Origin of the sequence: Bacillus sp. MZGC1 (assembly GCF_002998605.1) — a bacterium.
In the GTDB taxonomy this organism is placed as follows: domain Bacteria; phylum Bacillota; class Bacilli; order Bacillales; family Bacillaceae; genus Bacillus.
On sequence record NZ_PVRE01000005.1, the window covers coordinates 74,590 to 88,865 of the forward strand.

General features: G+C 41.9%; 14 protein-coding genes. 7 read left to right on the plus strand and 7 right to left on the minus strand.

Annotated elements, in window-relative coordinates:
• Positions 1-13: 13 nt before the first annotated feature.
• Together C6Y06_RS15510 and C6Y06_RS15515 are read left to right on the plus strand one after the other, a co-directional pair.
• The gene (locus tag C6Y06_RS15510) at positions 14-676 is read left to right on the plus strand and encodes an ATP-binding cassette domain-containing protein (RefSeq protein WP_060595779.1); all 663 of its coding nucleotides are present in this window, start codon (positions 14-16) and stop codon (positions 674-676) included.
• Positions 669-1,235, plus strand: a complete 567-nt coding sequence (locus C6Y06_RS15515; RefSeq protein WP_060595778.1) for a stage II sporulation protein M — start codon at positions 669-671, stop codon at positions 1,233-1,235. The genes C6Y06_RS15510 and C6Y06_RS15515 overlap by 8 nt, the downstream gene beginning before the upstream one ends.
• Before the next feature lie 38 nt (positions 1,236-1,273).
• Here the strand turns inward: C6Y06_RS15515 and C6Y06_RS15520 are convergent, their stop codons facing one another.
• The 3 genes from C6Y06_RS15520 to C6Y06_RS15530 form a co-directional block, all read right to left on the minus strand.
• Positions 1,274-2,056 carry a YfkD famly protein gene (locus C6Y06_RS15520; protein WP_060595777.1) on the minus strand — a complete coding sequence of 261 codons (783 nt, stop codon included), beginning with the start codon at positions 2,054-2,056 and terminating at the stop codon, positions 1,274-1,276.
• A gap of 67 nt (positions 2,057-2,123) precedes the next feature.
• Entirely contained in the window at positions 2,124-3,191 is a 1,068-nt protein-coding gene (cax, locus tag C6Y06_RS15525) for a calcium/proton exchanger (RefSeq protein WP_060595776.1), read from the minus strand.
• 64 nt (positions 3,192-3,255) lie between these two features.
• Complete coding sequence (locus C6Y06_RS15530) at positions 3,256-3,633, minus strand: OsmC family protein (protein WP_106037179.1); 378 nt, start codon at positions 3,631-3,633, stop codon at positions 3,256-3,258.
• Between the two features lie 75 nt (positions 3,634-3,708).
• Here C6Y06_RS15530 and C6Y06_RS15535 point away from each other — a divergent pair, with 75 nt between their 5' ends.
• Both C6Y06_RS15535 and C6Y06_RS15540 read left to right on the plus strand, forming a co-directional pair.
• Complete coding sequence (locus C6Y06_RS15535) at positions 3,709-4,872, plus strand: MFS transporter (protein ID WP_003218010.1); 1,164 nt, start codon at positions 3,709-3,711, stop codon at positions 4,870-4,872.
• 16 nt (positions 4,873-4,888) lie between these two features.
• Positions 4,889-5,389 carry a GNAT family N-acetyltransferase gene (locus tag C6Y06_RS15540; protein ID WP_060595774.1) on the plus strand — a complete coding sequence of 167 codons (501 nt, stop codon included), beginning with the start codon at positions 4,889-4,891 and terminating at the stop codon, positions 5,387-5,389.
• 214 nt (positions 5,390-5,603) lie between these two features.
• Here the strand turns inward: C6Y06_RS15540 and C6Y06_RS15545 are convergent, their stop codons facing one another.
• The 3 genes from C6Y06_RS15545 to C6Y06_RS15555 are packed head-to-tail and all read right to left on the minus strand — an operon-like array spanning position 5,604 to position 7,264.
• Positions 5,604-6,422, minus strand: a complete 819-nt coding sequence (locus tag C6Y06_RS15545; protein WP_034665141.1) for a YihY/virulence factor BrkB family protein — start codon at positions 6,420-6,422, stop codon at positions 5,604-5,606.
• A gap of 18 nt (positions 6,423-6,440) precedes the next feature.
• A complete protein-coding gene (locus C6Y06_RS15550; RefSeq protein WP_060595773.1) occupies positions 6,441-6,773 on the minus strand; it encodes a YtxH domain-containing protein in 333 nt (110 codons plus the stop codon).
• Between the two features lie 20 nt (positions 6,774-6,793).
• Positions 6,794-7,264 carry a low molecular weight protein-tyrosine-phosphatase gene (locus tag C6Y06_RS15555; protein WP_034665148.1) on the minus strand — a complete coding sequence of 157 codons (471 nt, stop codon included), beginning with the start codon at positions 7,262-7,264 and terminating at the stop codon, positions 6,794-6,796.
• A gap of 174 nt (positions 7,265-7,438) precedes the next feature.
• On the opposite strand from C6Y06_RS15555, the gene C6Y06_RS15565 reads away from it, so the two are divergent.
• Both C6Y06_RS15565 and C6Y06_RS15570 read left to right on the plus strand, forming a co-directional pair.
• Positions 7,439-8,794: an alanine/glycine:cation symporter family protein gene (locus C6Y06_RS15565; protein WP_060595772.1), complete on the plus strand. Its 1,356-nt coding sequence runs from the start codon at positions 7,439-7,441 to the stop codon at positions 8,792-8,794.
• 77 nt (positions 8,795-8,871) lie between these two features.
• Positions 8,872-9,087, plus strand: a complete 216-nt coding sequence (locus C6Y06_RS15570) for a DUF1128 domain-containing protein (RefSeq protein WP_003214000.1) — start codon at positions 8,872-8,874, stop codon at positions 9,085-9,087.
• 112 nt (positions 9,088-9,199) lie between these two features.
• Here C6Y06_RS15570 and C6Y06_RS15575 read toward each other — a convergent pair whose 3' ends face one another.
• Positions 9,200-9,718 carry a type 1 glutamine amidotransferase domain-containing protein gene (locus C6Y06_RS15575; protein WP_060595771.1) on the minus strand — a complete coding sequence of 173 codons (519 nt, stop codon included), beginning with the start codon at positions 9,716-9,718 and terminating at the stop codon, positions 9,200-9,202.
• Between the two features lie 254 nt (positions 9,719-9,972).
• Between C6Y06_RS15575 and C6Y06_RS15580 the strand changes: the two genes are divergently transcribed.
• Entirely contained in the window at positions 9,973-14,262 is a 4,290-nt protein-coding gene (locus C6Y06_RS15580; RefSeq protein ID WP_106037180.1) for a multifunctional 2',3'-cyclic-nucleotide 2'-phosphodiesterase/3'-nucleotidase/5'-nucleotidase, read from the plus strand.
• Positions 14,263-14,276 lie beyond the last annotated feature (14 nt).

The following is a 14,276-nucleotide window of genomic DNA, read 5'->3' on the forward strand; positions in this document are numbered from 1 at the left end:
AAGGGGAAGTAAAATGTTAAAGTTAGATAATATTCATGTCCAAATTAACAACAAATCCATTCTCCATGATTTGTCTCTTCATGTTAAGCCACATGATTCTGTTGGTATTATAGGAAAAAACGGCGCAGGAAAAACGACTCTATTTGAGATCATTTGTGGCATACGATTAACTGATGATGGCGTTATCCGCTTTTTAGATAAGCAACCTAAGGATCGTCATTATTCAAGTCACCTTTTCTTTGTACCTGATGATTCTCTTGTATATGAATACTTAACTGCATCCGAGTATATCAATTTTGTTTCTAGACTCTACAACAAAAAGTTAGACTCAACAGAAATCAATACTATGCTTTCATTCTTTGAACTTGACTACCTGTCCAACAAATTAATTAGAGACTATTCTAAAGGAATGAAAATGAAATTAGCTATTTCACTTGCTCTTTTATTAAAACCTCGATTACTTATTTTAGATGAACCCTTTAATGGGCTAGATCCATCTAGTTGTATTAAATTAGTTCAGAAGCTAAAAGAATTTCTTCAATTTGGAAGTGTGCTTTTTTCATCACATACTTTAGATTTTGTTGAAGAGCTCAGTCACTCTACATATCTTCTTCGGAATCAGCAATTAACAAACGTGACGACAGAAAATTTAAAAGAGCTGTTTACTGATGAGTAAAGCAATTAAGAGTTACTTAAAAGATTTTTACCATGCTTTAAAAGTGCTTATTTTACCTTCTATTTTCTTCATAACAATTGGAATGGTCATGGGATTTTATATGACAAACGGAGATTATTCAGAGGATATTGTTAGAATAAATGATCAACGTCATTTTTTTGATTATTTCTTTCAAAATTTATCTATATGTATCATGATGATAGTTGGAATGGTTACTTTTGGTTTATCTAGTGTATACATATTGTTTATCAATGGATTAATGATTGGTGGAGCTTTTAAAATTTCGATTCCGTATTTAATGCATCCTTTACAATCATTACTTCTCATCTTACCTCATGGTATAAGCGAATTGATGGCTATTATGATTTCTGGTGGTATTGGTTTTATCCTTCTGAAAGAGGCCATCCTTTTATTGTTTGATAAAAAGAAGAAAATAAATTTTAAAAATATATGTAAAATTACTTGTACAGGGCTTGTGCTAGTAACTATACTATTATTTTTCTCGGCCATCATAGAGTTTTATATCACGCCTGACATTAATAACTTTACGACAAATTAAACCCCCTCTTCTATAGTGAAAGAGGGGGTTTTACTATGTTAATTCATCCCTTGAAACCCAAACGTCAGGTGATCCTGAACAGGAATCCAAGCGCCGATTCCTTGTGAGGTCACGTTTTTTACGACGAGTTTGCGTTTATTTCCTTTGAGCACAAGGTACACTTCTCCGTATGTCACCTTTCCTTTTTCGTTAATCGCTGGTGCATAGGCATGAAGCGAAGCTGCTTTTTTCGGAGATACATGGTACGACTGATCTCGTTTTGTTCCTGCGCCAATCACTGTGTCAAAAGCGAGGGGCAGCTTTGTTTTTTGAATGGCTTTTTGCATCATCAATGTTTTCACATCTTCCGGGTTTGGCACCTTTGCTGTGAGCCCGCCGCTCACTTTCACTTGCTGCTTTTGAACGTATTTTCCAATGGCAGTTTTGTTGCCGCCTCTGTTATCAATATGGTTCATATTCACTTTTTTGTATTCCCAGTTGGCAACCGTTTCGTTTGAATCGTAGCTCAGTGCCCATCTTCCAAGGAAAATGGTCGCGCGGTATCCAACCGCTAATGGCGTCCCTGAAATGCTGGATTCATTCAGCATTTTGATCAAATGGGTATTTTCAATCGGTACATTCGTTGTTTTGAACAATTCAGCTGTCAGCTCGCTCGGCTGGAGCAGGGGCTGATCCTGTGACGCGTTCGGATACGTATTCTCCTTTGAGATACTAGCGACAGACGATGGCACCTTAAATGGCTTCGCCGCCTCCGCTGGAAAGCTGTATAGAAAACTTAAGGATAAGAGAACAACAAACATGATGCGGGGCATCTTTTTCATATCATCACTCTTTCTCATTCATTTTTCCATAGTATTTTCCGCAAAGACGTCCCTTATCCACAAAAGATTATAAAAGGAAAAATCCAATCGCCATAATGAAATAGGCAGCAAGTAATGTGGCGCCTTCAAACCAGTTTGTATCACCATCATTTGATAAAATGACCGTGAGTAACACAGCGGATGCCATCGCAATGAGCTCTGGTAAAGAGAAAATGAGCGGCATCTGCTTATTGAAAAAAAGAGAGCTGATGACAAGGATTGGCGCGACCATCATGGCAACCTGAAGCGTTGAGCCAAAAGCAATTTCCACCGCGACATCCATTTTGTTTTTATACGCCATGATGACAGCTGAGGCATGTTCTGCGGCATTTCCGACGATGGCCACAATAATGACTCCGATAAACAGCTCACTCCAGCCAAATTGTTCTCCCACCGTATCAAATGTATGGACGAGGCGCTCTGAAATGTACGCAACGGCAATCGTCGCAAGCAGCAAAATCACAGTGGCAAACTTACCAGACCATTCAGGTGTTTCTTCTTCCGTCTCCGCTTCCCCGTCCATGCTCTCCAGCTTGGCAACATAGACTCCGCGGTGGCTGACCAGTTTGAAATAGAGCGCTGCGACATAAAGCAAAATCATCACAATGCTAATTCCAATGCTTAAAACAAATTGTTTATCCTCAGCCATCTCCACCGAAAACACTTCTGGAATGACAAACGCCACAATAATGGCAAACATGAGCAAGCCCGAGTTGTGCCTTGCATCGTGGACATTGAACACTTGGCGCTTATATTTTAATCCGCCAACGAAAAAAGACAGCCCCGCCACAAGCAGTAAGTTTCCGATAACTGATCCAGTTAATGAAGCAAGTACAATAGCTGTCAGTCCTTGCTTTAATGCAAAAAATGAAATAATTAACTCTACCGCATTTCCAAATGTGGCGTTTAAAAGCCCGCCAATTCTTGGGCCCGCTATGATGGCAAGACTTTCTGTGGCTCTTCCCATAAAACTAGCAAGACCAATAATGGCGATACAATACACGGCAAACATGATGACCTGCGGGAAATGAAGAAAACTGCCAATGACCGATAGCGGCACACCAATTGCGACAATCACAAGAAACAAACGATTCATACAGCCATTCTCCTTTACATATGTCTGATTGTTATTCTTTCGTGAGTGCCGGCATCATATACATTTAGATTCGTTCGTGTGAGAAGGTGACCTCAATACTTCCTTTCACAGACTGCACCATCGAACAATGCTTCAAAGCAATTGTGATGACTTTATCTATTTGTTCTTTAGATGTATTGATGTGTTCAAAAATGATATGTAAATGAATACGGGAGATTTTGTTTACAGCTCCTGCTCTTGTCGTTTCATGTGTGATCGACAGCCCTTCACAGGATATTCGCTTTTTCCGGCATACATGAATGAGCATTTCTCCAAAGCAGCCTGCAATAGCTGAGGTGAACAATTGAGATGGCCTGTACCCCATTTCTTCTTTTCCTGAGATATACAGCTGCTTTTCATCTGTTCCCGCAATCCACCGGTCCGTTTCGTATATCAGTTTCATTCCTTTTCCACCTTTCTATTGAAACCCCTATGGTTCCATTGTACGATGAAAATATGAACTTGTAAGGAGCTTCTTATGTCGAGAATTCACTTTATGATTTTAATTTTACTTGTATCTGTATCTGGTTTTTCGCAGGGAGCATTATTGCCTGTCATTTCGATTATTTTTGAACATGCCGGCACTTCTCCTACGTTAAACGGTCTGCATGCCACAGGCTTATATCTTGGCGTGCTGCTAGCATCTCCCTTTATGGAAGCGCCGCTTCGCCGGTTTGGGTTTAAGCCGTTAATTGTCATTGGGGGCGCTGCTGTCTTTTTAAGCTTGTTTAGCTTTGTGTTTTTTGAATCTTATGTCGTCTGGTTCTTCCTGCGGCTCATGATCGGGATTGGTGATCATATGCTGCATTTCTCTACACAGACGTGGGTGACCTATGCGTCGTCATCGAGAAATCGCGGGCGAAATATTTCATTGTATGGGTTATCCTTTGGACTCGGTTTTGCCGCTGGACCTTTTTTAACACCACTCATTGAAATCAACCCATCTTTACCTTTCATTGTTTCTGGTGCCGTTAGTTTATGTATTTGGCTGCTTGTTTTTGTTTTGAAAAATACATATCCAGATACGGGCGAAGTGCAGACGTCAGAGCAGACAAACAGTTTGAAGCGCTTTAAGAAAGCCTTTCAATTTGGCTGGGTCGCCTTTATGATGCCGTTTTGCTATGGCTTTTTAGAAACGACACTCAATAGCAACTTCCCTGTGTATGCACTTAGAAGCGGGGTAACAGTGGATGCAGTGGCGTTTATTTTACCTGCGTTTGCCATTGGAAGTATTGTCTTTCAGCTACCTCTCGGGATGCTCAGCGACCGGTTTGGCAGGCGCCGCATCATTTTATGTGTCACACTCGTCGGGTCTTTCTTTTTCCTACTAGCAGGAATTTTCATTCAATCGGTTTTGGCTGTTGCGATTTGTTTCTTTATTGCCGGAATGGCTGTAGGCTCTACCTTCTCACTTGGCATCAGTTATATGACCGACTTATTGCCAAAGCATCTGCTTCCTGCTGGAAATTTGATGTGCGGGATGGCGTTTAGTGCGGGGAGTATTCTCGGGCCTGTTCTCGGTGGAATCTTTGTGCAAACGTTTGAAGGAATGAATTTACTTTACCTTGTCAGCATCGTGATATTATTCGTGTTTTTCTGCGTTCGATTTGGGCGAACGGCAGCAGTGGTTGAAAGTCATTAAAATGGAGGGACGATCTTTGTTTACATACGACATCACAAATGAATTGACTTTGACATCTCTACAATTTGATGATGCGGACACATTATTGAAACTTATTCAAGAGAATCAGGCTCATTTAGAGGAATGGCTTCCATGGGTCCATCACTGCAAAAGCATAGAGGATGTCAGAACATTTATTCAATCGACTCAAACTACCTACAATGAACAAAAAGGGTTGGAAGCTGGCATTAAGCTGAACGATCAACTTATCGGGGTGTTCCGTCTGACGTTTGATCAGAAAATAGGCAATATTGGTTATTGGATTGGTCAAGACGCACAAGGTCAGGGTATTGTGACAACGATCGTGAAATATATGACAGAAATATTTTCTACAAAAGTCGATGGATTTGAAATTTTTTGTCCTGTAGGTCATGTTCGAAGTGAACGTGTAGCGATGAATGCTGGATTCCAGCTCGATCCTCACTATCAGTCAAAGCCTGATGCCGCTTTTAACCTTAAGCGATATATACGATCGTGAAATAGAAACTCCCCTGCGCTATGCAGAGGAGTTTTTTCATTTAGTGATATCCATTTTGCCCGTTCGCACTGCCGCTTGTTTTGTGCTTAGGCTGATGACCTTTGTTTTGTTTCGTATTGCTTCCGCCTTTTTTCGATTGTTTGGACATATGTGATTTCTCCCCCATCCATTCAGATTGAACTTGTTCGTTCTTCTTTAGGATGCCCGGATTTCTTTATAGCTTGCCTGGTACGATTTTACGTTTATGTAAAAGCGCATTGAGCTCGCCGCCAAGGATAATCATGATGCCGGTTAAATAAAACCAGATCATTAAAATAATGATTCCCCCAATGCTTCCGTACATCGCACTGTAGTTGGCAAACTCGCCTACGTAAAATGAAAACAGCATGCTGACCAAAATCCATCCAATCGATGCAAAAATGGCACCTGGCAGAACAAATTTCAATTTCAGCCTAATGTTTGGAGCAAAATAGTACAAGGATGTAAAAACAATCAACAAAATCAGCGGGCTAATGATCCATCTCATCGCAGTCCATACGGTGAGAAAGGCATCTGACTGCCCGACTAATTTAGCGACAAATAAACCAAGTTCTTTTCCAAAGACAGGCAGCATCAAGGCAAAAATAATGGTCAAAACCATCGCGATCGTTAAGATAATCGATGTTAAACGTACGAGAATGAAGGAACGATTCTCCTCAACTTCGTAAGCATGGTTAAAAGCTCTGACGACGGCATTAATGCCGTTAGATGCTGACCAAAGGGCGGCAATAATCCCGAACGATAATAACCCGCCGTTACGATTATTCAGCGTCTGATCGGCAATGGATTCAATCATCGAAAGCGCTCCTTCTGGCGCATAACCAGAAATGACGCTCAGGACATCCTTTGACGTCAGCGGCAAATACCCAACCAGTGTCAGCACGAAGATGAGAAACGGAAATAATGAAAGCAAAAAGAAATACGCAAGCTCAGCAGATTTTGCCGGTCCTTCATGCAGCAAAAAGCGTTCAATTAACGCTTTAATAAAACCCATACGCCTCATCTCCAATGATCAATCTGTCTGTTTCGATTGAAAGTGATCCTTTGTTTCTTCAATAATTTCTAATACCCTTGGGGTTGTTTCCTTTAACTGATTGACCTGTTCATTTAAAAATGACAAATCATCTGAGACTGTTCGCATCAGCTGCTTCGTTTCTTCCATTTTTTCTTTCATGCAAGCCGATATTCTGCCTGGCTCCTGGCGGTATTCATCCAGCTTTTGCTGGCAGTCATTCCATTTGTCTTTGAGTGCAATTCTCGTTGGCCGATGAAATAAAGTCAGCAATGCGCCGCAAGCTGCTCCTATGACAGCTCCTCGGAGCACGATTTGATTTTTTTCTTCCATCTCGTCTGATCTCCTTTCAGTTAAAGGTGGTTCTCTTTCTTTACATACGTCAAAAAACGGTCAATTCCTGTTTCAATTAATTCATGGACTTCCTCAAAGTTCCCAGTGTAATAAGGATCTGGCACATCATCTCGATCGTCGTCTTCTACAAAATCAAGAAGACGGCCAATAAAGTGATGTTTCCCATAGCCGGCTATACTGCGAAGTGCCCCTACATTTTCTGCATCCATCGCCATGATATAGTCGTATGTGGTGATATCCTTCTCCATGATTTGTCTTGCAGTCATTCCTTCATAGCTGATGCCTTTTTCATCAAGCAGTTTTCGCGTTCCTTCATGCGGAGGACTTCCTTGATGCCAGCCGCCAATCCCTGCTGAATCAATCACAAAGTGCTCGCTAAGCCCCTCATCTTCTACTCTTTTTCTAAACATGGCCTCTGCCATCGGTGACCTGCAAATATTGCCAAGACACACGAATAACACATGAATCATTCTTCATTCTCCTCCTATCTTTTCCCTAAGAGTTCTTTTCGAAAACCTTTTCTCTATCATATCAAGCCCTTTTTCTTTTGGAAACTTTGCAAGAAAAGCTCTCATCGCCATTGACAAATTACACAAAAACAGGAGAAACTTTAGGAGAATTACACAAACAAAGGGGGATATTAGATGGGAATAATTGAGCAGTTTGTCACGACGATGAACAATTTTTTGTGGGGGCCTCCCCTATTGATTTTAATTGTTGGTACTGGAATATACCTCACCTTTCGCGTTCTCTTCATTCAAATTAGATTACTTCCTTATTCTTTAAAGCTCGCTTTTTCTAAACAAGACAAAATGTCAGAAGGAGATATTTCTCATTTCCAAGCGTTAATGACGGCTCTTGCTGCAACTGTCGGTACAGGGAATATCGTAGGTGTGGCCTCGGCAGTTATAGCGGGTGGTCCGGGTGCGGTATTCTGGATGTGGTTTGCTGCATTTTTCGGAATGGCCACTAAGTTTGCAGAAGCTGTTCTTGCAGTTAAATACAGGATCAAAAACGAAAAAGGCGAAATGTCTGGCGGACCTATGTATTATTTAGAGCATGGATTGAAACAGAAATGGCTAGGCGTTCTATTTGCTGTTTTCGGCGCCAGTGCTGCCTTTGGGATCGGCAACCTGGTACAGTCTAATTCCATCTCAGGAGTCATGAATTCTACTTTTCAAATTCCAACATGGGTAACAGGTATCATCATTACGGCTTTTACGGCACTCGTGATTTTAGGCGGAATTAAAAGCATTGGCCGGGTCACATCTATTTTTGTACCAGTCATGGCTTTATTCTACGTCATTTGCGGTCTGATCATTCTTGTCATGAATGCTGATCTCGTTCCAGGCGCAGTCGGTCTTATTTTCTCAGATGCCTTTACGGGTCAAGCCGTGGCAGGTGGTGCAATTGGAACTGTCATTCGCTGGGGTGTGGCACGAGGAGTATTTTCCAATGAAGCAGGTCTTGGGTCAGCACCAATTGCTGCTGCGGCTGCGAAAACGGATATGCCTGCCCGTCAAGCTCTCGTATCTATGACGCAAGTGTTTATCGATACAATCATTGTTTGTTCTATCACTGGCATTACCATTGTCATGGCAGATATGTATTTAACAGTGAAAAGTGATGCGCTGACCTCGTTATCCTTTGCTCATTTCCTCGGTCCAGTTGGCTCAACCATTGTGGCAATCGGTCTGCTCTTGTTTGCCTATTCCACCATCATTGGCTGGTCCTATTATGGCGAAAAATGCTTTACATATTTGGCGAAGGATTCGTACGTCATGTATTATCGCATCGTGTTTGTCATTGCTGTCTTTTTCGGTGCCGTGTTTAAAAATGACTTCGTTTGGGGTGTAGCAGATATGCTCAATGGGCTGATGGCCATTCCAAACTTAATCGGGCTCATCGGTTTATCAGGGGTTGTCGTATTTGAATCCAAACGAATCATTGATAAGATTAAGCAGGAGAAAAAGGAGAAAAACATCTCCGTGTCATCTTAATAGCCCTTTTATTCTTTTGCATTTCTGTTAAAATAGACATATTATTCGACATATATGCAGGAAAGGACGTGCCGCCCTTGTCAGAGCAAAAAGCGGCTGAAGTCAATCAGCTGATTGAAGACATTTCGCAAAAGTTAAATATGCTGAACATTGGAGTCATCAAAGCCGAGGACTTCAGTCCAGACAAGTACGAAGATATCGAATTTCTTCACCAAATGGTGATGAAAAAATCTTCATTCAGCCCAAGTGAAATGCAAGCCATCGCAAGCGAGCTAAAAAACTTAAGAAAATAATGGTGCATCAGGAAGCTGCTTTGCGGTCTGCACGCAGTTTCCTTACATCATGCGCAGAAAAAGCCAGCACCCCTTAAGGTGCTGGCTTTTTTTATCCTGTCATAACTGCGGTTTATTTCTCAAGCAGTTTTAATGATTCACGGTTAAATGCTGGAATGTCATCAGGTGTACGGCTTGTCACAAGCTGATCCTGACAAACGACAACTTCTTCGTCTTTAAATTTAGCGCCTGCGTTTTCCATATCTACTTGAATGGATGTATAGCCAGTTGCGCCTCTTCCTTCCAGCGTCTTCGCTGTAATAAGCAATTGCGGTCCGTGACAGATCGCAAATACTGGTTTTTTCTCATCCATAAATGTTTTAGTGAATTGGACGTAACGATCATCTGCACGCAGAATGTCTGGTGAGAAACCGCCAGGAATGAGAAGTGCATCGAAGTCTTCAGGCTTCACGTGATCAATGGACGCATCCACTCTCACTTCTGCATCTCCTTGCTTCCCTTTCACTGTTTTTCCTTTTTCGTTTTCAATCACTGTGATTTCATGACCTGCATCTTTAAAGGCTTTTGCAGGCTCGGTGAATTCAACATCCTCAAAGTAATCTGTTAATACAACTGCAATTTTCTTACCCATGTAGAAACCCTCCTGCTTGATTATCGTTTACACTACACACTATACCCGGGCATGTTGAAATGAAACATCCTATCCCTATCAGAAAACCCCTTATGATAAAAATAAGCAATTCGACTCATTCGTATTCCCTTAACAAGGTAATTCGTATGATTTATGTTATCTTTACAATAATCTGCAAAAAATAACTACAAAAGTTAACGAAACATTTCTACAATAGGTATTGTGGTCAAAAAAATTAGAAAGGCGGAGATCAGGTGAAGAAGCAAACACATAGGTCTAAACGAAGGAAAAACCTGTCTATTCTGCTCACTTCCATTATGATGATTAGTCTCATTCTCCCAGCAGTACCTACTCATGCAGAAACAGAAAACGGCAAAGCCGTAAAGGTCAGCATCTTAGCCACAACCGATGTTCATGCGAACATGATGAATTATGATTATTACAGCGACAAAGAAACAAATGAATTTGGCTTGGCAAAAACAGCCGAGCTGATTGACAAGCACCGTTCACAAAATCCAAATACACTCCTTGTTGATAACGGAGACCTGATTCAAGGAACCCCTCTTGGAGAATACGTTTACAAACATGAGAAAGACAGCATCATCAATCAAACAAAGGTTCACCCCATTATTCATACACTCAACAAACTAAAATACGATGCAGGAACACTTGGCAATCATGAATTTAACTACGGATTATCTTTCCTTGACGGTACCATTGCGGGCGCCAACTTCCCGATTGTCAATGCGAACGTCAAAAAGCTAAATGGAGAACACCGTTTTACACCTTACGTGATCCAAGATAAAACCTTTAAAGATGCAAACGGAGCCTCACAAACTGTGAAAGTTGGTTACATAGGATTTGTTCCACCACAAATTATGACGTGGGATAAGAAGCATTTAGATGGACAAGTCCAAGTGCAGGACATCGTCGAATCTGCCAATGAAACCATTCCTGAAATGAAGGCGAAAGGCGCAGATGTCATTGTCGCTCTTGCCCATACAGGAATTGAAAAAACAGCTTCACCTAAAGGATCAGAAAATATGATCTTTGACCTTGCCACGAAAACAAAAGGCATCAATGCCATTGTATCTGGGCACCAGCATGGCACATTCCCAAGCGCTGAATATAACGGCGTTGACAAATTCGATGTCTCAAAAGGAACCATCAACGGCATCCCAGTCGTCATGTCAAAAAACTGGGGCAGCTACCTCGGAGTCATTGATTTAACACTAGAGCCTGACGGCAGCAGCTGGAAGGTCACCGACGGAACAGGCAAGATCGAATCTGTTGCCGGAGTATCATCTCAGAAAAGCACAGTAAAAGATGCCATTCAAACAACGCATCAAAACACACTTGATTACGTGAGAAAGCCTGTTGGCAAAACAGAAGCAGACATTAATAGCTTTTTCGCTCAAGTGATGGATGACCCTTCGATTCAAATTGTGACAGATGCCCAAAAATGGTATGCACAAGAAAAAATGAAGGACACTGCGTATCAAAATTTACCGATTTTATCTGCAGGTGCGCCGTTTAAAGCAGGCGGACGAAACGGTGTAAATTATTATACAAATATCGCAAAAGGAGATTTAGCGATTAAGAACATCGGCGATCTCTACCTTTACGATAACACCGTGCAGATTGTGAAACTGAGAGGCAGTGAAGTGAAAGACTGGTTAGAGATGTCTGCCGGACAGTTTAATCAGATCAAACCGAACGTTTCAAAAGAACAACCGATTTTAAACGAGGAATACCGCTCGTATAACTTTGATGTAATAGATGGTGTGACATACCAAGTCGATGTGACGCAGCCTGCTAAATACAGCACAACAGGCACACTTGTCAACGCCAATGCAAACCGCATCAAAAACCTGTCTTACAACGGGAAAACAGTCTCTGACAATCAAGAATTTTTAGTCGTGACAAATAACTATCGTGCTTCTGGCGGCGGAGGCTTTCCGCATCTGACCCAAGATAAAGTGGTGCTTGCCTCAGCAGATGAGAACCGTCAAGTGCTGATGGATTATATTATCGAACAAAAAACCATCAACCCAAGTGCTGATCAAAACTGGGCCATTGCACCGGTGAAAGGCGCAACAGTAACTTTTGAATCTTCTCTTTTAGCCAAACCGTTTGCTGAGAAATCAAGCAGCGTAGACTTTGTTCGTAACGCAAGCACAGATGGTCTTGGTGTGTACAAGCTAGCCTTTAAAGAGGATGGCACAACAGAACCGCCTTCATCAGACAACTGGAATTTAACAGTCATGCATACGAACGATACACACGCACACCTTGATGATGCGGCAAGACGCGCAACAAAGATCAAAGAAATCCGTGCTGAAAGCAAGAACAATATTTTATTGGACGCTGGAGATGTCTTCTCTGGTGACCTATACTTCACAAAATGGCAAGGACTTGCCGATCTGAAATTGATGAACTTAATGAAATACGATGCCATGACGTTTGGTAATCATGAATTTGACAAAGGTCCTTCTGTACTACGTCAATTTCTGACAGGTGATGCATCAGATGTCGATCAGAAAAACCGTCATCAATTTGAAAAGCCTCGATTCCCGGTCGTGTCATCAAACGTGGATGTCTCGAAGGAAAAACAATTGAGCGACTTAGTGAAAAAACCAGCCTCATTTAAAGCTGGTGAGAAAAAAGAAGCCGGGATCTACCCTTACATCCTGCTTGATGTTAATGGTGAAAAGGTGGCCGTATTCGGCTTAACGACTGAAGACACAGCCATTACATCCAGCAGCGGTCCTAACATTCAATTTAAAGATGCGTACAAGAAAGCAAAAGAAACAGTCAACACCATTCAAACAGAAGAAAAAATCAATAAAATCATTGCGTTAACACACATTGGCTACAATCGTGATCTTGAGCTGGCTCAAAAAGTTGACGGTATTGATTTAATCATTGGCGGTCACACGCACACACTTGTTGAAAAATTAAAGGTCATCAATAAAAAAGAACCTACAATTGTCGCTCAGGTGAAAGACTACGGACAATTTTTAGGGAAAGTAGACGTAGCCTTTGACAAAAAAGGCGTCGTACAGCCAAAAGAATCTTCTTTTGACCTGATCTCTATTGATGACTCTGTCAAAGAAGATGCAGATGCAAAAGCAATCCTTGATGGGTACAAAGCAGATATTCAAGATTTAAAAACAGAAAAAGTCGGCTATACAGATGTCCTATTAGACGGACAACGCGAGCACGTCCGTGCGAAGGAAACAAATCTTGGGAACTTTATTGCCGACGGCATGCTGCAGAAAGCGCAAGAATCTGCCGGTGCTGACCTTGCCATCACAAACGGCGGCGGTATTCGAGGCAGCATTGAAAAAGGAGATATCACTTTAGGTGATATTTTAACGGTGATGCCTTTCGGAAATACACTTTATGTCGCAGATTTAAAAGGCAGTCAAATTAAAAAAGCACTCGAACAGGGGCTGTCAGGCATAGAGGAAGGCGGAGGCGCATTCCCTCATGCAGCTGGCATAGAATATACGTTTACACTCAGTAAACCAGCTGGCAGCAGACTGATTGATGTGAAACTGAAAGACCAAAAAGGTCAACTGACAGACATTGATGATGAGAAAACATACCGCGTAGCCACAAATGCATTTGTCGGCACAGGCGGCGACGGCTACAGCGTCTTTACAGAAGCCTCTCATGGCGAAGACTTAGGGTATGTCGACTATGAAATCTTCAAAGAGCAAATTGAAAAGGCAGACGGGCAGATTTCGCCTGTTATCGATCACAGGGTGAAAGAAGTGTTCCTTCCTCGTGCGAAAGGAAAAGGCGCTTATGACATTCAAGATGATAAGAAATTCCAAACATATGTGCAGCATACAAACAAAGCATTGCTCTATCTAGACAAAGCAAGCAAAGCGAAAAACGTTCAATTGTCTCTATCAAAAGCGCAAATAGCAGAGCTGAAGAAAAGAGAGCAAGATCCAAACGTGACCATCTATCATGACAAAGTGGGACTTGCATTGCCGCTCTCGAATTTATCCGAGAAAAGCGCAGATATATGGATGACAAAGACGGATAAAGTGAAAAACGCATTAACGGATACGTATGATTTCCAAATCAAACAAGACAAGAAAAAGGTTTCGACCTTTAAAGACCCGGTCACTCTATCCTTTACACTAGACGAGCCTCAAAAAGCGAAAAAACCTAGTGTGTATTATGTGGATCGCAAGAAAAATCGTTACGCCAAAACTAGTAATGGATCATTTGAAAACGGAGTCGCATCAGGTCAAACTGAGCACTTCAGCGAATACACCGTCCTCAACCAAAGCGGGGCAGCTGGAACAACTCCAGATCAAACTGGTGGAGACGGCGAAACATCAGCACCAGGCGGAGGCACAGGTACAGATCCAAACCAAGATGGAACCGGCCTCCAAGGCGGCACACTGCCGAATACAGCCACGATGATGTATACAGCTGTACTGATTGGCGTGCTCATGCTCGCCGCAGGCGGTATCCTTTATTACTACCAGCGCAAGCGTACAAGAAAAAATGTATCATCCTAAAGGAAAAGGACAGA

Coding starts and splice junctions, on each gene's coding strand:
- C6Y06_RS15515 (WP_060595778.1), top strand. CDS start 669: ATGAGTAAAGCAATTAAGAGTTACTTAAAAGATTTTTACCATGCTTTA.
- C6Y06_RS15575 (WP_060595771.1), bottom strand. CDS start 9,718: ATGGGTAAGAAAATTGCAGTTGTATTAACAGATTACTTTGAGGATGTT.
- C6Y06_RS15565 (WP_060595772.1), top strand. CDS start 7,439: ATGGGAATAATTGAGCAGTTTGTCACGACGATGAACAATTTTTTGTGG.
- C6Y06_RS15555 (WP_034665148.1), bottom strand. CDS start 7,264: ATGATTCATGTGTTATTCGTGTGTCTTGGCAATATTTGCAGGTCACCG.
- C6Y06_RS15530 (WP_106037179.1), bottom strand. CDS start 3,633: ATGAAACTGATATACGAAACGGACCGGTGGATTGCGGGAACAGATGAA.
- C6Y06_RS15535 (WP_003218010.1), top strand. CDS start 3,709: ATGTCGAGAATTCACTTTATGATTTTAATTTTACTTGTATCTGTATCT.
- cax (WP_060595776.1), bottom strand. CDS start 3,191: ATGAATCGTTTGTTTCTTGTGATTGTCGCAATTGGTGTGCCGCTATCG.
- C6Y06_RS15510 (WP_060595779.1), top strand. CDS start 14: ATGTTAAAGTTAGATAATATTCATGTCCAAATTAACAACAAATCCATT.
- C6Y06_RS15520 (WP_060595777.1), bottom strand. CDS start 2,056: ATGAAAAAGATGCCCCGCATCATGTTTGTTGTTCTCTTATCCTTAAGT.
- C6Y06_RS15550 (WP_060595773.1), bottom strand. CDS start 6,773: ATGGAAGAAAAAAATCAAATCGTGCTCCGAGGAGCTGTCATAGGAGCA.
- C6Y06_RS15545 (WP_034665141.1), bottom strand. CDS start 6,422: ATGGGTTTTATTAAAGCGTTAATTGAACGCTTTTTGCTGCATGAAGGA.